This is a genomic window from Actinomadura viridis (genome assembly GCF_015751755.1).
GTDB lineage: Bacteria > Actinomycetota > Actinomycetes > Streptosporangiales > Streptosporangiaceae > Spirillospora > Spirillospora viridis.
The window spans coordinates 3,905,704-3,924,309 of record NZ_JADOUA010000001.1 but is presented as its reverse complement, the minus strand read 5'-3'; the positions used below and the strand labels follow the sequence as shown (position 1 = coordinate 3,924,309).

Below are 18,606 nucleotides of genomic sequence, written 5' to 3'. Positions count from 1 at the left end.
CTTTCAGCACACGGACCGATCAAACACCCCGCCCTACTCTGTGCACATGCCGCTACTGGACCAGACCACGCTCCCCGTGTTCGCGCGGGGCTGCGCCGTGCTGGGATCGGGCGGCGGCGGAGGGATCGAGGTCGCCCTGGCCGCCGCGCTGCAGGCCGTCGACGACCACGGCCCCGTCACGGTCGTCCAGCCCGAGGACCTGGCCGACGCCGCGCTGGTCATGCCGTGCGGGCTCATCGGGTCACCCGAGGTCGTCACCGAGCGCATCGGCGGCGACACCGCCCCCGCGGTCCTGCGCGACACCCTGGAGGGGCTGCTCGGCACGCCCGTCGCGGCCCTGATGTCCAGCGAGATCGGCGGCACCAACGGCTGCCTGGCCGCCTCCTGGGCCGCGCGGCTGGGACTGCCCCTGATGGACGCCGACGGCATGGGGCGCGCCTTCCCCGGCATGAACCAGAACGCCATGGAGGTGGCCGGACTCTCCCCCACCCCCTGCGTGCTCACCGACGAGCGCGGCCGGACCGTGGTCCTGGACCACATCGACGGCCGCTGGCTGGAGCGGCTGGCCCGCGGCGTCCTGGACGCCTTCGGCGGGCAGGCCGCCACCTGCGAGTACCCCCTGCGCGCCGGGCAGGTACGCCGCGCCGCCGTCCCCGGCTCGGTCACCCGCGCGCTCGCCATCGGCGCCGCGCTGGCCGGCGGCGTCCCCGACGACCCGCCCGAGGGCCTCACCCGCCTGATCACCGGGAAGATCGCCGCCGTCCAACGGACCGTGGAACAGGCCATCGAACAGACCGCGGAACCCGGCACCGGCACCCCCGGCCCCGGCCCCTGCCTCCCGACCCTCCCGGCGACCACTCGGCCTGGGCGACCCCCGGCGCGACCACCGCCCTGGTGGAGGGACTGGGCGCCGACAGCGGCCGCCTGCTGCGCCTGCAGGCCCGCAGCGAGTACCTGATCGCCCACGAGGACGGCCGCCGGCGCGCCGCGGTCCCCGACATCATCGCCGTGCTCGACTCCCGCGGCGCCGCGGCCATCCCGGTCGAACGGCTGCGCTACGGCCTGCGGGTCAGCGTGCTCACCCTGCCCTGCGCCCCGGTCTGGAACACCCCGGCCGGACGCCGCCTGTGCGGCCCGCGGGTCTTCGGACTGGGAGAACCGGAATGATCATCGGGATCGACATCGGCCCCGGCAACACCGACGCCGTCCTGCTGGACTCCACCGCCGGCGCCCCCGGACCGCACCACCCCACGATCACACCGCGCGCCACCGCCAAGGTCGCCTCCGTCCCCGACGACCCGGTCGCCGGGGTCCGGGCGGCCCTGCGCGCCCTGCCCGACCCGCCGCCCGGGACGGTCACCCGGATCGCGGTCGGGCTGCGCGGGCCCGCCCGCGCCGTGACCGAACGGCGCGGCCTCGCCCGGGTCGGGGTGCTGCGCATCGGCGGGCCCGCCGCCCAGGCCGTACGGCCGCTGTTCGGCTGGCCGGCCGACCTGCGCGACGCCGTCGGCGCCGGAACCGCCATCGTCGAGGGCGGCGGCGGCTTCGTCGCCGAGGAGTGGGTGCCGCTGGACCGCGACGCGGTGGCCCGCTTCGCCGCGGCGCTGGCCGGTCGGGCCGAGACCTTCGCCGTCAGCGGCGTGTTCGCCCCCGTCGACGACCGGCAGGAGCACCAGGCCGCGGCGATCCTGCGGCGCGAACTGGGCGAGGTCCACATCTCCCTGTCCGGCGAACTCGGCCCGCTCGGACTGCTCGAACGGGAGAACACCACCGTCCTGGACGCCGCCCTGCACCCGATCGCCGGTCACCTGGCCGACGGCCTGCGCGAGGTGTTCGGCGACGTCACGGCCCTGGTCACCCGGGGCGACGGCAGCGTCATGGACGTCGACCACCTGCGCCGCCACCCCGGCCTGGGCATCGGCAGCAGCCTGGCCAGCACCCTGCGCGGCGCCGCCGCCCTCACCGGCCTGGCCGACGCCGTGGTCGCCGACGTCGGCGAGCACGACATCCGGGTCGGCGCGCTCACCGGCGGCTACCCGCAGCAGGCCCTCAACGCCCGGATCGGCGGGGTACCGGTCGGGTTCTGGATGCCCGACCTGATCAGCGTCCCGCGCGCCGGACCGGACGCCGCGCGGGACCTCGCCGAGGCGGTCGACCGCATGCAGCCCGCCGCCGGGCGCCTCCCGCTGGTGGTGGTCGGCGGCGGCGCCGGGACCGTCCCGGCAAGGCTGCCCGGCGTGGCCGAGGTCGTCCGGCCCGAGCACGGCGAGGTCGCGGGGGCGATCGGCGCCGCCACCAGCCCGGTCGGCGGCCAGGCCGAACGGATCGTCCGCCTCGACGCGCACGCCGACCTGCGCGCGATGCTGGCGGAGATCCGCGAGGACGCCCGCGCCAACGCGGTCCGCGCCGGAGCCGACCCCCGCCATGTCACGGTCTCCGAGGTCGCCCGCACCCAGCTCCCCTACCTGCCGGGCATGGTCCTGCGGCTGCACGCCCGCGCCGCCGGCCCCGCCCACCACCTCTGACCCGTCCCGTCCACTCGCGTCCCGTCCGCTCGCGTCCCTCCGGCACCGCCGCCCTTCCGGGGTCGCCGCCCTTCCGGGGTCGCCAGCCCGTTCACAGCGCACCTTCGGTCACCCTCCGATCACCATCCGATCACCGTCCGTCCCACCCCTGAGAACGCCGTCCGGCCCGACCCCTGAAAGGCCAGCGATGACGACCCGCACAGACGAGGACTTCCCCCTCGAACGGGTGCCGCGCTCCGCCCGGTACCCCTGGTTCAACGTGGCCGTACAGCGCTTCGGGCAGCTGTCCGACCTCACCCAGTTCCTCCTCGGCGCGACCCTGGGCGCCGGACTGTCGTTCTGGGGTGCGTTCTGGGCCTTCACCCTCGGCTCGGTCATCCTGGAGGTCGTCTGCATCTTCGTCGGCATCGCCGGGATGCGCGAGGGCCTGTCCACCTCCGTGCTGGCCCGCTGGACCGGCTTCGGCCGCTACGGCTCCACGCTCATCGGGCTCGTCATCGCGATCAGCCTCTTCGGCTGGTTCGGCGTGCAGACCGCCGTGTTCGCCGAGGGCCTGCACTCGCTGGCCGGCGGCCCCCCGCTGTGGGCCTGGGCCATGATCACCGGGCTCGGCGTGACGCTGCTGGTGCTCAAGGGGTTCCGGGCCATGGGCTGGACCGCGTTCGTCACCGTCCCGGCCTTCCTCGGCCTGGCCGGATGGGCGATGAGCGTGCAGCTCTCCAAGCACGGCCTGGGCGACCTGGTCGCCTCGCCGCCCTTCGGCGAGGCCATGTCGATCGCCACCGGCGCCACCATCGTCGCCGGCTCCTACATCGTCGGCGCGGTCACCACGCCCGACATGACCCGCTTCAACCGCAACACCGGCGACGTGGTCAAGCAGACCGTGCTGGGCATCTCGCTCGGCGAGTACGTGCTGGGCCTGGCCGGCGTGCTCCTCGCCTACGCGGTCAAGACCTCCGACGTGATCGCCATCATCACCGCCTCCTCCGGCGTGGCCGGCGTGCTCATCCTGATCTCCGCCACCGTCAAGATCAACAACTGGAACCTCTACTCCGCCTCGCTCGGCCTGATCAACTCCGTGGAGTCCCTCACCGGGATCCGCCTGCCCCGGATCGCCGTCACCGTCGGGATCGGCGTCCTGGGCAGCGCCCTGGCCGCCGCCGGCATCCTCGACCACTTCACCGACTTCCTCACCCTGCTCGGCGTCCTCACCCCGCCCATCGCCGGGATCATGGTCGCCGAGTACTTCCTGGCCCGCCGCTGGCGGCCCGAACTCGACGCCTCCCGCGCCACCGGGCGGCTGCCCGCCACCGAACCCGGCTGGGTCCCCGCCACCCTGGTGCTCTGGGCCGCCGCCGCCACCACCGGCTGGCTCGGCGACCACTACCAGTGGCCCGGCATCCCCGCGGTCAACTCCCTGCTGCTGGCCGGCGCCGGCTACGTCCTGGCCGCCCGCCTCGGCCTGGTACGCGGCACCCGCCCCCTGCCCGTCGACCAGCCCGACCGGCCCGCCGCCGCGGTGGAGGCCGAGGCCGCGCCGGCGACCCCCGCCACCGAGAGATAGGAGAGCGCGTGCGCATCGGCATCGACGTCGGAGGCACCAACACCGACGCCGTCCTGCTGGACGGCGACACCGTGCTCGCCGCCGTGAAATCCCCCACGACCCCCGACGTGACCGGCGGGATCGTCGCGGCCGTCCGCACGGTCCTGGCCCGCTCCGGCGCCGCCCCCGACACCGTCGCCGCCGTGATGATCGGCACCACCCAGTTCGTCAACGCGCTGGTGGAGGGCGACCGGCTCGCCCCCACGGCCGCGGTACGGCTCGGCCTGCCCGCCACCGCCGCCCTTCCCCCCATGTCCGACTGGCCGGCGCGCCTCCGTACCGCCCTGTCCGGCGGCACCGGCGGCGGCGCCGGCGGCGGGACCGGCACCGCGCGGGACGCGGCCGGCCCCGCCGTCTACCTCTGCGACGGCGGGCACGAGTACGACGGCCGCCCCATCTCCCCCATCGACCCCGCCCAGCTGCGCAGGGCCGCCGCCGACATCGCCGCCCGCGGCGTCCGCTCGGTGGCGATCTCCGCGGTCTTCTCCCCCGTCTCCGCCGAGGCCGAGGAGGAGGCGGCCCGGATCCTGGCCGGGGAGCTGGGCGACGGCGTGCACCTGTCCCTCTCCCACGAGATCGGCCGGGTCGGCCTTCTCCCCCGCGAGAACGCCACCATCGTCAACGCCGCGCTGCGCGACCTCGCCGGGACGGTCGTCGACGCGTTCGGGAGCGCCCTCGCCGAGGCCGGGATCGGCGCACCCCTGTTCCTGTCCCAGAACGACGGCACCCTCATGGACGTCGAGTACGCCCGCCGCCACCCCGTCGCCACGTTCGCCTCCGGCCCCACCAACTCCATGCGCGGCGCCGCCTACCTGTCCGGCCTCACCGACTGCGCCGTCGTCGACGTCGGCGGCACCACCGCCGACGTCGGCATCCTCACCGGCGGTTTCCCCCGCGAGGCCTCCGGCGAGTCCGAGACCGCCGGAGTCCGCACCAACTTCCGCATCCCCGACGTGCTGTCCCTGGGCATCGGCGGCGGCTCGCTGGTCGACCTGGACGTCCCCAGCGTCGGCCCCCGCAGCGTCGGCTACCGCCTCACCGAGGACGCCCTGGTCTTCGGCGGCCGTACGATCACCGCCACCGACCTGGCCGTCGCCGCCGGCCACGCCCGCATCGGCGATCCCGCCCGCGCGGCCCGCCTCGATCCCGGCCGCGTCCGCGCCGCCCTCGCCCACATCGCCGAGCGCATCGCCGACACCGTCGACCGCATGCGCACCTCCCCCGAAGCCCTGCCCATCGTCGCCGTCGGCGGCGGCAGCGTCCTGCTCGCCCCCGGCGAAGCCGGCGAACCCGGTGGCCACGGCGATTCCGGCGTGGTGGGCGGCCTGCCCGGGTTCCCCGACCTGCGCCGCCCCGCCCACTTCGCGGTCGCCAACGCCATCGGCGCCGCCATCGCCCAGGTCGGCGGCGAGGTCGACCGCGTCTACCAGATCCCCCCGGGCCGCCGCGACACCGTCCTGGACGAGGCCCGCGACCAGGCCGTCCGCGCGGCCGAGAACGCCGGGGCCCGCCCCGGCACCGTCACCATCGTCGACGTCGAGGAGGTCCCCCTCGCCTACCTGCCCGGCGGCGCCACCCGCGTCCGGGTCAAGGCCGTGGGCGACCTCGACCCCCGCCGCCTGGAAGGCACCCCCCATGCGTGAGATCCGCCCCGAGCACCTGGACGACCTCGCCCGCGGCGCCGGCATCCTCGGCACCGGCGGCGGCGGCGACCCCTACATCGGCAGGCTCCTGGCCCAGCGCGCCATGCTCGACCACGGCCCCGTCACCGTCGTCGGCATCGACGAGGTGCCCGCCGACGCCACGGTCGTGGCCATCTCCGGCATGGGCGCGCCCACCGTGTCCCTGGAGAAGATCCCGGCCGGGACGGAGGAGGTCACCGCGCTGCGCGCGCTGGAACGCTACCTGGGACGCGCCGCCACCCACCTGGTCCCCATCGAGATCGGCGGGCTCAACTCCATGACCCCGTTCATCGCCGCCGCCCGTACCGGGCTGCCCGTGGTCGACGGGGACGCCATGGGACGCGCCTTCCCCGAGGCCCAGATGGTCCTGCCCGGCCTCATCGGCGTCACCGTCGCCCCGATGGCCGTCGCCGACGACAAGGGCAACACCCTGGTCGTGGAGAGCGTCTCCAACCTCTGGGCCGAACGGCTGGCCAGGTCCGCCTGCGTGGAGATGGGCTGCTCGGTCTCCTGCGCCGACACCGTCATGCGCGGCGACCAGCTCGCCGCCGGGCTGGTCCCCGCCACCCTCACCCTCGCCGAGGACCTCGGCCGCACCGTCCGCGAGGCCCGCGCCGCGCACGCCGACCCCGTCGCCGCCGCGGCCTCCGTCCTGAACGGCGTACGGCTGCTCACCGGCAAGGTCGTCGACGTGGTCCGCCGTACCTCCGGCGGCTTCGCGCGCGGCCGGGCCGTGCTGGAGGGAGCCGGCGGCGACGCCGGGCGGACCCTGGAGCTGTCCTTCCAGAACGAGCACCTGCTCGCCCGCCGGGACGGCACGGTCGTCGCCACCACCCCGGACCTGATCTGCGTCCTGGACACCGACGGCGGCGAGCCCGTCACCACCGAGAGCCTGCGCTACGGCCTGCGCGTCACCGTGCTGGGCGTCCCGTGCGACCCGCGATGGCTCACCCCGGGCGGGCTTGAGCTGGCCGGCCCGCGCTACTTCGGCTACGACTGCGATCACGTCCCCCTGCCGGCGTGCTGAAAGAGCCCGGCACCTTTACGTTGTAAATTGAATACTGAAACGTGTCTCGTCGCGCCGGCCGCTCGGCCGCTCGGCCGCTCAGCCGGCGAGGTACTCCCGGACGGCCAGGTGCGCCGCGTTCCGCATCTCGGCGTGCAGGGCCGCGTTGGCCTCACGGTCGGTCCGGGCCTCGACGATCCGCAGCCCCTCCCCCGCGATCGCCTTCGGAAGGTCGGCCGCCGACTCCAGCAGGCGGTGCGGGACGCCGTGCGCGGCCGCGACCGCCGCCAGGTCCACCCGGTGCGGCGTCCCGAAGACCCGCTCGAACGGCCCGCGCAGGGCGGCCTGCGGCAGCAGCGAGAAGATCCCGCCGCCCTGGTTGTTCACCACCACCAGGGCCAGGTCGGGACGGCGGTCGGCGGGGCCGATGATCAGCCCGTTCTGGTCGTGCAGGAACGACAGGTCGCCCAGCAGCGCGTAGGCGCGCCCGCTGTGCGCCAGGGCGGCGCCGATCGCGGTCGAGACCAGCCCGTCGATGCCGCTCGCGCCGCGGTTGGCCATGATCCGGATGCCGCGGCGCGGGCGCATCACCTGGTCCAGGTCCCGGATGGGCATGCTGGCCGCGGCGAACAGCAGGGAGCCGCCGGGCAGCCCGGCGACCAGGTCGCGGGCCAGCCGCGGCTCGGTGACCTCGGGGGTGGCGTCCAGCACCGCGTCCACGGCCGCCGCGGCGGCCAGGTCGGCCGCCCGCCACGACCTCAGCCACGCGTCGTCGCCCGACACCACGGGGATCTCCACGTCCTGGGCGACCTGGGTCGCCGAGCGGACCGGGTCGGGCCAGCGCGCCAGCCCCGGCGACAGCACGATGTGCTCCTCCGCCCGCCGCAGCAGCGACAGCAGCGGCCGGGACAGGCCCGGCTTGCCGAGGGTCACCACCACCTCGGGGCGGTGCCGCTCGACGAACTCCGGGACGCCCAGCAGGAAGTGGTGCGAGGACAGGGCGTGGTCGCCGTAGCGGGCGTTGCCGTTGGGCTCGGCCAGCACCGGCCAGCCCGCCATCGAGGCCGCGGCCACGTACCGCTTGACGTTGCTCGCGCCGTCGCCGACCACCAGGACGCCGCGGCGGGTGGGCGGCACGTGCAGCACCGACCCCGGCGTGGCCGCGCGGATCTTGGTCCAGGCGCCGGTGGCGTCGCCGTCCAGCGGCTCGCACCAGGTGTCGTCGCCGTCGGGGACCAGCGGCTCGCGGAACGCGGCGTTCAGGTGCACCGGCCCCGGCTCGGGCGCCAGCGCCAGGCCCCAGGCACGGCTGATCAGCGACCGCCAGTAGGCCACCATGCCGGGCCGGTTCTCGGGGACCCCGATCTCGCAGCTCCAGCGCGCCGCCGTCCCGAACAGCTTGAGCTGGTCGATGGACTGGTTGGCGCCGGTGTCGCGCAGCTCGGGCGGACGGTCGGCGGTGATCAGGATCAGCGGCACGCCGGACTCGTGCGCCTCCACCACCGCCGGGTGGAAGTTGGCCGCGGCCGTCCCCGAACTGCACAGCAGCGCGACCGGGCGGGCCGAACGCTTCGCCATGCCCAGCGCCAGGAACGCGGCCGAGCGCTCGTCGATCCGCACGTGCATCCGGACCCGACCGGCCTGCTCGGCGGCGTGCAGCGCCAGCGCCAGCGGCGCCGAACGGGACCCGGGCGCCAGCACCACCTCGGTCATGCCGCACCGCAGCAGCTCGTCGACCACCACCGTGGCCAGCGCGGTGGCGGGATTCATCGGCCCACGGCTCCGATCACCGGCGGGGCGTCCAGGAACTCCGCCGCGGCGGCGACCCGGCCCGGCCAGCCGCCGTCCTCGATCTCCACGCGGCGCAGCGCGGCCTCGTCCACCTCGGGCCGGCGCACCTCTATCGCCCCGTCCACCGGGCGCAGCGGATCGGCCACGACGTCGTCCTCCAGCAGCGACAGGGTCGCCAGCCCGCACGCGAACGGCAGGTCGGGCAGGGCGGCGGCCAGCGCCAGGCCCGCGGCCAGCCCGACCGAGGTCTCCACCGCGCTGGACACCACCACCGGCAGCCCGCACGCCTCGGCGACCCGCAGCGCCGCCCGCACCCCGCCCAGGGGCTGCACCTTCAGCACCGCGATGTCGGCCGCCTCGGCGGCGCGGACCCTCAGCGGGTCCTCGGCGCGGCGGATCGACTCGTCCGCGGCGACCGGCACGTCCACCCGCCGCCGTACCCGCGCCAGCTCCTCCAGCGACGCGCAGGGCTGCTCGGCGTACTCCAGGTCGAAACGGTCCAGCGTACGGATCATCCGGGCCGCGGTGTCGACGTCCCAGGCCCCGTTGACATCGACGCGGATCCGGCCGGCGGGCCCCAGGGCGTCGCGGACGGCCTCCACCCGGGCCAGGTCCTCGGCCTCGTCCTGGCCGCGCTCAGCCACCTTGACCTTGGCCGTGCGGCAGCCGGAGGCGGCCGTGATCGCGTGCGCCGTCTCGGGGCCGACCGCCGGGACGGTCACGTTCACCGGGACGCGGTCGCGCAGCGGAGCGGGCCACCCGTCATGGGCGGCCTCCCGGGCGGCGGCCAGCCACCGGGCGCACTCGGCCGGGCCGTACTCGGCGAACGGGGAGAACTCACCCCATCCCGCCGGGCCGTGGACGAGCACGCCCTCGCGCCGCGTGATGCCCCGGAACCGCGTCCGCATCGGGATGGAGTAGACCCGCACCCGCCGAACCCCCTGCCGTACGCTTCGCGAACAATTAGTGGTACGGCTGAACGTACCGGATGGGGATGCCCCCCGGACCACCGCTCCCCGGACCGCCGCTCCCGGACCGCCGCTCCCCGGGCGGCCACCGCGTGCGAGCCGGAAGGCGGGCGGGGCGTCACCGGGATGGCGCGTCCGGATGCTCCGATGCCGAGAGCAGCTCGGAGCCCAACGGGGTGAGGTTGTGCAGGACCGCGCTTCCGTTGCGCTGGGTGGTGACGAGCCCGGCTTCGCGGAGAACGGCCGTGTGCTGGCTCGCCGAAGCGATCGAGGTGCCCGCCCTGCGACTGAGTTCCGTCGTGCTGCAGCCATCCCCTATCGCTTTCATGATGGCGGCCCGGTTCCGGCCGACCAGGGCGGCGAGGGACTCGCCCCCGGGGCCGGAAAGGCCGTCCTGGATGTCACGCGCGACCGGGTAGACCAGGACGGGTGCCAGCTCGGGATCGACGAGGGTCACGGGAGCGCGGCAGCAGAAATACGACGGCAGCAGCAACAGCCCCCGCCCTTCCAGCATCAGTTCCCTGTCGACCGGATAGTCGGCCTCCAGAATGGGAGGGTTCCAGCGCAGCAAGGGGCTGTAGCTGCCGAGAAGGCCCTCGACGCCGCCCTCGGCGAATGCGCGCATCCTCCTGGCCCTGTCCGCCTCGATGTGCGCCTCCACGAAGGACCATTCCGGCCGCAGCACGGCGTCGTGATAGGAGCGCAGCGCGTGCCCCACCCCCTCGATGACCCGCAGGTCACCGGCGGCCAGCCCGCGGGTCCATTCCGGCAGGCGGCGTTGCGCGCCGAGCAATTCCAGTTCGGCGCGGACACGGGCGCGCGGTGTGGCCAGGACGGCCTCGATGTCCTCCTCCGGTGAGCCCGCCGATCCGGCCGGGGTGAGGAAGTCCGGAAAGTAGGTGGCGTGCGGGGCCAGGGTCATCAGGGGGCGCACCCAGGACTGCACCCTGTCGCGCACGGTGCGGCGCCAGCCGTCGAAGAGCAACGCCCCTTCGCGGTTCTGCAGCAGCTGGACGCTCAGCACGATCTCCCACATGGCGTGGGGACGCGCGCCGACCCGCGTCCGTGCGAGATCGTCGAAACCGAAGTGAATCCGCAGCATGGCGCTCCCGGAAACCGCGCGTGACCCGCGGCGCGGCTCGCGTTCAGGCTCCACCGACCGGGTGATCTTCGCAGAGGGATCCGGCCGGTGTCCGCCCCTCTCCTGCCGGTGCGGTCCGGCTCGACGGGCGGCACGTTCCGTGATATCCGGGCCGCGTCGCGCGATGGCCCCTCCCGCCATTTCAGCGGTGGCTGAAAGGCGTTGTCGGCTGGTGCCGGGTCAAGCAGCCTCCCCTTTCAGTCCCTCCGGAAAGGCGTGCCCATCGCGAGCGGGACGGCACGCGGCATCCGGAAATCCGAGCGAGAAACAGAAAGGCGCCGAACCCCCATACCCCGCGAGAAGGGAAGTTCATGGTCGGAACGAGCCACGGACGGGTGGCGACCCGTGCCGCGATGTTCGCCAAAGGGTCGAGCGTGGTGGCGCTCGCCCTCGTGACGGTGCTGTCGCTGGGCGTGGTGCCCGCCCACGCGGCACCCGGAACACCGAACTTCGGTCCCGGAATCGAGGGCTACGCCGGCTACGACGGCCAGGACACCTGTGATCCTGTCGCCAAGCCGGGCGTGTCCGGGTTCCGTGACCTCCTCAACCGCGCCTACGGCTCGCACACCGCCTACATCACCCGCGCCTGCGACGTCGGCGGCACGAGCGAGCACAAAGAGGGCCGGGCGCTGGACTACATGCTCGACGTGAACGACGGCGCCGACCGGGCCGTGGCCGACGACGTCCTGTCATGGCTGCTGGCCACCGACCAGTACGGCAACCGGCATGCCATGGCGCGCCGCCTCGGCGTCATGTACATCATCTGGAACCGCCGGATCTGGAAGGCCTACGAGGCGTCCTCGGGATGGCAGTCCTACAGCGGGTCCAACCCCCACACCGACCACATCCACGTCAGCTTCGGCTGGGCCGGAGCGCGCAAGCAGACCACCTGGTGGTCCGCCCCGTCGGGTCCCGCCAACGTCTACGGCGTTCTCCCGGACGGGCGCCTGACCTTCACCTCCGTCGACGGCGCGACCGGGCGCCGTACCCACGGGGCGGTCGTCTCCGGCGCGAAGCTCGGCTTCACGCCCGTGGCGATGGCCACCCTGAACTTCAACACGATCCTGTTCACCTCCGACACGAGCGAGCTCTACCGGGTGGATGTCATCACCAACAACGACTCGCTCGTCTTCAACCCGCCGGTACGGCTCGACGACGGAGGCTGGAGCCACGACCTGCTCGCCTATGACGGCAACGGCCACCTGTACGGGATCGCCGACGGCGTGCTGCGCCGCTACACGATCGGTACCGCCAAGCCGGCCCTGGGCGACATCACCGGCTGGACCACGATCGGCAAGGGCTTCACGCTGAAGACGCTCACCGCCGCCGGGCCCCGCCCCGACTGGATCCTCGGCACCACCGCCGACGGCCGGCTGCTGTCGTACCAGATCATGGGCGCCGGCAGCTGGAACCCGTACCAGCTCCGCCCCGCGACCTGGCAGACCTACGACCACCTGCTGTCCCCCGGCGGCGGGGTCTACCTCGGCCACCGGCCGGACGGCTCGATGGCGCACTACATCGACACCAACGCCTACAACGGCAACGGGTCCGACATCAGTGCCGCACGAGCCGTCGATTCCGGAGGCTGGGGCCAGGTCCTGCTCTCCGCTCAGCCCGGCACCGTCGGCTGACCGCCGGACGCGGGGCCCGGGCGGGACCCGGCCCCGCGTCCCCGGCGAGAACCCGGTGGTACGGCGTCAGCGGTACGGCGTCAGCGGTACGGGATCGGCGGTACGGGCTCAGCAGTGCGGGCTCAGCGGTGCGAACTCGGTAGTGCGAACTCAGTAGTACCAGGGGAAACGCGACCAGTCGGCGTCGCGCTTCTCCAGGAAGGAGTCACGCCCCTCGGCCGCCTCCTCGGTGCCGTAGGCCAGCCGGGTGGTCTCGCCCGCGAACAGCTGCTGGCCCACCAGCCCGTCGTCGATCATGTTGAAGGCGTACTTGAGCATCCGCTGCGCCGTCGGGCTCTTCCCGTTGATCTTGCGGCCCCACTCCAGCGCGGTGCGTTCCAGCTCGGCGTGCGGCACCACCGCGTTGACCATGCCCATCCGGTGCGCGGCCTCGGCGTCGTAGGTGTCCCCGAGGAAGAAGATCTCGCGGGCGAACTTCTGCCCGACCTGCCGGGCCAGGTACGCCGATCCGAACCCGCCGTCGAAGCTGGCCACGTCGGCGTCGGTCTGCTTGAAGCGGGCGTGCTCGCGGCTCGCCAGCGTCAGGTCGCTGACCACGTGCAGGCTGTGCCCGCCGCCGGCCGCCCACCCGGGCACCACGCAGATCACGACCTTGGGCATGAACCGGATGAGCCGCTGCACCTCCAGGATGTGCAGCCGCCCGGCCCGGGCCGGGTCGATCGTCTCCGCCGTCTCGCCCTCGGCGTACCGGTAGCCGTCCCTGCCACGGATCCGCTGGTCGCCGCCCGAGCAGAAGGCCCAGCCACCGTCCTTGGGCGACGGCCCGTTCCCCGTCAGGAGCACGCAGCCGACGTCGGAGGACATCCGCGCGTGGTCCAGCGCCCGGTACAGCTCGTCCACCGTGTTGGGGCGGAAGGCGTTGCGCACCTCGGGGCGGTCGAAGGCGATCCGCACCGTGCCCTGGTCGACGGCCCGGTGGTAGGTGATGTCGGTGAAGCCGAAACCCTCCATCTCCTTCCAGGCGTGAGCGTCGAACAGGTCCGAGACCTTGTCGGCCATGTCGTCGTGGGTCCTCTCCCTCGGGTCCGGCACGTCCAGCGGGTCGCCGCCTCGGCGCCGCCCCCATTCAACCGCCTCCCCGATTCGAACATGTTCAGCGGGGTCGTTTACGCTGATCGCGATATGGACCGCCGCCTGCACGCCCTGGTGCTTCCGCCGGGCCGGCGCCTGTACGGGGCGCTGGCCGCCGCCCTCGACGGCACCGGCCCCGCCATCTGCCCCGTCTCACCCGATCTGCCCGGCCCGGCGCGCGACGCGCTCCTGGAGGCCCTGGCACCGGACGCGGTCGAGACCGGGGAGGGCGTGCGGCCGTACCGGCCCGGCTCCCGTGACGGCGGCGGACGCGTCCCCGTGGCCGCCGGCACCGCGGTGCTCATCGCCACCTCCGGCAGCACCGGCACCCCCAAGATCGTCGAGCTCTCGGCCGCGGCGCTGCGGCACTCGGCCGCCGCCACCCTGGCCCGCATCGGTGCCGCGCCCGGCGACCGCTGGCTGTGCTGGCTGCCCACCGATCACATCGCCGGGATCATGGTCCTGGTCCGGTCCCTGGTGGCCGGGACCGAGCCGGTGATCGCGCCCCGGTTCGACCCGGCCGCCGCCGGCTCGGCCGAGGGCATGCACGTGGCCCTGGTCCCGACCCAGCTCAGGCGCATGATCGACGCCGGGGTGGACCTGTCGAAACCGGGCGCGCTCGTCCTCGGCGGCGCCGCCGCGTCCCCGGCGCTGCTGGCGGAGGCACGCGCGCGCGGGGCCCGGGTGTTCACCACCTACGGCATGAGCGAGACCTGCGGCGGGTGCGTCTACGACGGGGTGCCGCTGGACGGCACGCGCGTCGCGGTCGGCCCGGACGGCCGGATCCGCCTGGCGGGCCCGTCGCTGTTCACCGGGTACCGGCGCGATCCCGGGCTCACCGCCTCGGTGCGCGAGGGCGAGTGGTTCGTCACCTCCGACCTCGGCGCCATGGAGGGCGGCCTGCTGCGGGTGCGCGGCCGGGCCGACGACGTGATCAACACCGGCGGGGAGAAGGTCGTCGCGGGCGAGGTCGCCGCGGTGCTGGCCCGCCACCCCGGCGTCCGGGACGTCGTGGTGGTCGGCCGCCCCGATCCCGAGTGGGGGGAGCGCGTCACCGCCGTCGTCGTCCCCGGCGGCACGCCCGCGCCGTCCCTGGACGAGCTGCGGGCCTGGGTGCGCGAGCGGATGCCCGCCTGCGCCGCGCCCCGGGAGCTGGAGCTGCGGCCGGCCATCCCGCTGCTGGCGTCCGGCAAGCCCGACCGCGGGCTGCTGCGCCGCGCCGGGGGTTCCCCGGCTTCCTGAACGGCCCCGCCCTCGATATGGCCCCGCCCTGCCCTCAAGGCAGCCATGAATGTCCTGGATTCGGGTCCTCTGTCCGGGGTCATTGTCGCTTGTGGGAGGCTTGATACCGGCCCCTGGGAACAACGACCCGGCCCGGAGGCGTTCCGAATAATGCGTGCGCCACCACCGCACATCGTCCCCGCGCCGCGCCACAGCCCGAAGGGAGGGGGTGTCCCCATGCCGCGAACCGCCGTAGAGACCCCGCTGCAGGAGCAGGCGAGCCCCGCGCTCGACGACCTCCTGGAGCGTGGCCGTGCTCAAGGGCGCCTCTCGCTCGTCGAGGTGCGCCGGGCCTTCGAGGCCGCCGGGATCAGCCCGTCGCAAGGCCGTTCCATCCTGCGTGAACTCTCCGAGTCCGGCATCCGCCTGGCCAGCGAGGACGAGTCCGCCCGCCCGGCCGCGGCCGGGCCCGCCGACCCCGTCACGGCCGCCCCCGCCCCCGCCGCCAAGCGGGCCGCCGCCGGCTCCCGCGCACGGGCCGACCAGGCCCCCGCCGCCCGCAAGGGCTCCGCCCGCCGCGCCGCCGAGGCCAAGGACGCGGCCCCGGCCGAGGACGACACCTTCGAGGTCGCCGAGGTCGAGGTCGAGGAGACCGCGGCCGACCTGGACGACCAGTCCACCACGATGGGCGACTCGGTCCACACCTACCTCAAGGCCATCGGCCGCCGCCAGCTGCTCACCGCCGAGCAGGAGGTCGACCTGGCCAAGCGGATCGAGGCCGGGCTCTACGCCGAGTACAAGCTCCAGAACGAGGACCCGGCCCCCGACCTGCGCGCCGACCTGGAATGGGTCGCCGCCGACGGGCGCCGGGCCAAGGCCCACATGCTCGAGGCCAACCTGCGCCTGGTGGTCTCGGTCGCCAAGAAGTACTCCGACCGCGGGCTGTCGCTGCTGGACGTCGTCCAGGAAGGGAACCTGGGGCTGATCCGCGCGGTCGAGAAGTTCGACTACTCCAAGGGCTACAAGTTCTCCACCTACGCCATGTGGTGGATCCGGCAGGCGATCCAGCGCGGCTTCGCCGACTCGGCCCGGACCATCCGGCTGCCGGTGCACGTGCTGGAGATGCTCAGCAAGCTGAGCCGCGTCGAGCGCGACATGCACCAGCGGCTGGGCCGCGAGCCCACGCCCGAGGAGCTGGCGGTCGAGCTGGACAAGAGCCCCGAGCAGGTGCGCGAGCTGCTGCGCACCAGCCGGCAGCCGATCAGCCTGGACTCCACCATCGGCGAGGACGGCGAGACCCGGATCGGCGACCTGATCGAGGACACCGACAGCCCGGAGGCGTCGGAGCTGGTGGACCGGCAGCTGATGGCCGACCAGCTGCGGCGGACGCTGGACATCCTGTCGCCGCGCGAGGCCAGGATCATGGCGATGCGGTTCGGGCTGTACGACGGCACGCCCCGCACGCTCGACGAGATCGGCAGGGCGCTCGGGCTCACCCGGGAGCGGATCCGCCAGCTGGAGAAGGAGTCCCTCTCCAAGCTGCGGCACCCCAGCAACGCACGCCCGCTCCTGGACTTCGCGGTCTGAGGGCAGTCCCCCCGCGGCGCGGTGACGGGCGAGAGCGCGGACGCGGGACCCGCCGGCGAAACGCCGGCGGGTCCCGTGCTGAGCGCCGTTCCACAGCGCCGCACGAAGGGCGCACCGGCCGGTCACTCTGCGCGGCGGAACTCCAGGATCGCCACGGTCATCAGCCCGATGCCCATCACCACGACCAGCAGGATCTCCAGACCCACCGGGACCCGCCAGCCGTTCCAGGTGACGCCCGGGTTGAAGACGCGGGCCAGCTCGGGCGAGACCTGCAGATGCCTGAACACCGCCTGCCGCAACGGGTCCACGGCGTAGGTCAGCGGGTTCAGGCGGGTGAGCACGCTCAGCCAGGTGGGCAGGCCGCTCAGCGGGTACAGCGCCCCCGACAGGAACATCATCGGCATCATCGCCATCTGCATGACGCCGAAGAACGACTGCATGGTCTGGATCCGCGCCGCCAGCACCACTCCGAACCCGGTCAGCGCGAGAGCGCCCAGGAACATCAGGCCCAGCATCTCCAGGATCAGCAGCGGATCGTAGGGCACCCCGGCCAGGCCGGCCATCGCCACGATCACCGTGCCCTGCAATGTCGCCACCACCGCCCCGCCGACGCACTTGCCGACCACGATGGCGGCCCGGCTGACCGGGGCCACCAGCATCTCGCGCAGGAACCCGAACTCGCGGTCCCAGACGATCGACGAGGCCGAGAACATCGCGGTGAACATCACCGACATCGCGCACACGCCCGGGAAGATGAACGTCTTCAGGTCCACGTGCCCCATCGGGCCGCCGCCGGTGGCCATCAGGCTGGACAGCCCCGTGCCCATGACCAGCAGCCACAGCACCGGCTGGACCAGCCCCGACACCATCCGCATCCGGTCCCGCCAGAACCTGAGCAGCTCCCGGTACAGGACGATCCTCACCGCGCGCAGGTCGTGCCGGACGCTGCGCGGCGGGACGTGCACCCGGACCACGGCGGCGCCGGCCGGTGCCCTCTCCCGTTCCGGTGCCCGCGTGGTGCTCCGCATCGTCGCCCCCTTCCCCCGCCCGGGGTGCGCGCGGCCCGTGCACACCGGCCGTGACCGGGCCGCTAAGACCACTGTCCGGCCGTGCCCGTGCGGACGTCAACCCGGCGCCGCCGCGTCCGGGCACCCCCTCGCCGCGCAAGGGGCCCCGGCGGAGCCGTCCGGCGCGCCCGCCGGCCGGCGCGCTCACCTTCCCCGCATGGCCAGGCGCATCTGGTCCCGGGAAGACCCCTCGGCGTCCCGGATCGTCCGGCCGGTGAAGGACATGAACACATCGTCCAGCGACGGCCGGGAGACGTTCACCGACTCGATCGGCACGCCCAGCTCGGCGAACAACCGGGGCACGAAGCGCTCCCCCGACGGCACCGCGAACGTCACCGCGCCCTCCGACACCCCCGCCGCCACGCCGAACCGGTCCGCCAGCGCCGCGATCGCGGCATCGTCGTCGGTGGTGCCGATCCGCACCCGGTCCTCACCGATCCCCGCCTTGAGGGCCTCGGGGGTGTCCAGCGCCACGATCCGGCCCGCGTCGATGATCGCGATGCGATCGCAGAACTCCGCCTCCTCCATGTAGTGGGTCGTCATGAAGATCGTGATCTGCTCGGCCCGCTTCAGCTCCCGGATGTACTCCCAGATCGACGAGCGGGTCTGCGGGTCCAGCCCCACGGTCGGCTCGTCCAGGAACAGCACCCGCGGCGAGTGCAGCAGGCCCCGGGCGATCTCCAGGCGCCGCTTCATGCCGCCGGAGTAGTACCGGACCAGATCGCGGCGGCGCTCCCACAGCCCCACCATCTCCAGGACCTGCCGGATGCGCTCGCGCGTCAGCTGGCGCGGAACGCCGTACAGCTCGGCGTGGAAGCGCAGGTTCTGCTCACCGCTGAGGTAACCGTCCAGGGTGGGGTCCTGGAAGACCAGCCCGATGTTGCGGCGCACGTCGTCGCGCTCGCGCACCACGTCGTGACCGGCCACCCGCGCCGTTCCGGCGGTCGGGCGCAGCAGCGTGCAGAGCATGTTGATCGTGGTGGACTTGCCGGCGCCGTTGGGGCCGAGGAACCCGAAGATCTCGCCGGTCTCGACACCGAACGTGATCCCCCGCACGGCCTCCATGTCGCCGAATCGCTTCACCAGGCCGTCGACCCGTACGGCCAGACCATCGTCCGACATACGCCCTCCCTCACTCCCAGTAAATGCCACGTCGGAGGCACCGGCGCCTGTCCCTCCACCAAGGGATCGCCAAGGAGGCGGCCATGCCTCCCGTGTCCCAGCGCTACGCCGAGGGACTTCTCTCGTCACGG

Annotated in this window: 15 protein-coding genes; 9 read left to right on the top strand and 6 right to left on the bottom strand. The window is 73.9% G+C overall.

Going from position 1 to position 18,606, the window contains the following annotated elements:
- Positions 1-46: 46 nt before the first annotated feature.
- The 6 genes from IW256_RS17700 (at position 47) to IW256_RS17675 (ending at position 6,837) form a co-directional block, all read left to right on the top strand.
- The gene (locus tag IW256_RS17700) at positions 47-958 is read left to right on the top strand and encodes a DUF917 domain-containing protein (protein ID WP_197012042.1); all 912 of its coding nucleotides are present in this window, start codon (positions 47-49) and stop codon (positions 956-958) included.
- A complete protein-coding gene (locus tag IW256_RS42255) occupies positions 895-1,167 on the top strand; it encodes an S-methyl thiohydantoin desulfurase domain-containing protein (RefSeq protein WP_197012041.1) in 273 nt (90 codons plus the stop codon). Before IW256_RS17700 ends, IW256_RS42255 begins: the two co-directional genes overlap by 64 nt.
- A complete protein-coding gene (locus IW256_RS17690) occupies positions 1,164-2,525 on the top strand; it encodes a hydantoinase/oxoprolinase N-terminal domain-containing protein (RefSeq protein ID WP_197012040.1) in 1,362 nt (453 codons plus the stop codon). The genes IW256_RS42255 and IW256_RS17690 overlap by 4 nt, the downstream gene beginning before the upstream one ends.
- 187 nt (positions 2,526-2,712) lie before the next feature.
- Positions 2,713-4,089, top strand: coding sequence for a purine-cytosine permease family protein (locus IW256_RS17685; protein ID WP_197012039.1), 1,377 nt, complete (start codon positions 2,713-2,715; stop codon positions 4,087-4,089).
- Positions 4,090-4,097: 8 nt separating this feature from the next.
- Complete coding sequence (locus IW256_RS17680) at positions 4,098-5,771, top strand: hydantoinase/oxoprolinase N-terminal domain-containing protein (protein ID WP_197012038.1); 1,674 nt, start codon at positions 4,098-4,100, stop codon at positions 5,769-5,771.
- A complete protein-coding gene (locus IW256_RS17675; RefSeq protein ID WP_197012037.1) occupies positions 5,764-6,837 on the top strand; it encodes a DUF917 domain-containing protein in 1,074 nt (357 codons plus the stop codon). Before IW256_RS17680 ends, IW256_RS17675 begins: the two co-directional genes overlap by 8 nt.
- Before the next feature lie 78 nt (positions 6,838-6,915).
- Here the strand turns inward: IW256_RS17675 and menD are convergent, their stop codons facing one another.
- From menD to IW256_RS17660, 3 genes are all read right to left on the bottom strand, one after another.
- A complete protein-coding gene (menD, locus tag IW256_RS17670) occupies positions 6,916-8,586 on the bottom strand; it encodes a 2-succinyl-5-enolpyruvyl-6-hydroxy-3-cyclohexene-1-carboxylic-acid synthase (RefSeq protein ID WP_197012036.1) in 1,671 nt (556 codons plus the stop codon).
- Entirely contained in the window at positions 8,583-9,515 is a 933-nt protein-coding gene (locus IW256_RS17665) for an o-succinylbenzoate synthase (RefSeq protein WP_231404885.1), read from the bottom strand. Before IW256_RS17665 ends, menD begins: the two co-directional genes overlap by 4 nt.
- 178 nt (positions 9,516-9,693) lie before the next feature.
- Positions 9,694-10,677, bottom strand: coding sequence for an ArsR/SmtB family transcription factor (locus IW256_RS17660; protein ID WP_197012034.1), 984 nt, complete (start codon positions 10,675-10,677; stop codon positions 9,694-9,696).
- 350 nt (positions 10,678-11,027) lie between these two features.
- Here IW256_RS17660 and IW256_RS17655 point away from each other — a divergent pair, with 350 nt between their 5' ends.
- Entirely contained in the window at positions 11,028-12,347 is a 1,320-nt protein-coding gene (locus tag IW256_RS17655) for a VldE C-terminal domain-containing protein (RefSeq protein ID WP_197012033.1), read from the top strand.
- A gap of 150 nt (positions 12,348-12,497) precedes the next feature.
- On the opposite strand, the gene IW256_RS17650 is transcribed toward IW256_RS17655, so the two are convergent.
- Complete coding sequence (locus IW256_RS17650) at positions 12,498-13,406, bottom strand: 1,4-dihydroxy-2-naphthoyl-CoA synthase (RefSeq protein ID WP_197012032.1); 909 nt, start codon at positions 13,404-13,406, stop codon at positions 12,498-12,500.
- A 123-nt stretch (positions 13,407-13,529) separates the two neighbouring features.
- Here IW256_RS17650 and IW256_RS17645 point away from each other — a divergent pair, with 123 nt between their 5' ends.
- Positions 13,530-14,720, top strand: coding sequence for an AMP-binding protein (locus tag IW256_RS17645; protein WP_197012031.1), 1,191 nt, complete (start codon positions 13,530-13,532; stop codon positions 14,718-14,720).
- A gap of 216 nt (positions 14,721-14,936) precedes the next feature.
- Positions 14,937-16,286 carry an RNA polymerase sigma factor gene (locus tag IW256_RS17640; RefSeq protein ID WP_197012030.1) on the top strand — a complete coding sequence of 450 codons (1,350 nt, stop codon included), beginning with the start codon at positions 14,937-14,939 and terminating at the stop codon, positions 16,284-16,286.
- Between the two features lie 122 nt (positions 16,287-16,408).
- Here IW256_RS17640 and IW256_RS17635 read toward each other — a convergent pair whose 3' ends face one another.
- Together IW256_RS17635 and IW256_RS17630 are read right to left on the bottom strand one after the other, a co-directional pair.
- On the bottom strand, positions 16,409-17,314 hold the full coding sequence (locus IW256_RS17635) for an ABC transporter permease (RefSeq protein ID WP_197012029.1): 906 nt from the start codon (positions 17,312-17,314) through the stop codon (positions 16,409-16,411).
- Between the two features lie 183 nt (positions 17,315-17,497).
- Positions 17,498-18,475, bottom strand: a complete 978-nt coding sequence (locus IW256_RS17630) for an ATP-binding cassette domain-containing protein (RefSeq protein ID WP_197012028.1) — start codon at positions 18,473-18,475, stop codon at positions 17,498-17,500.
- Positions 18,476-18,606: the final 131 nt, after the last annotated feature.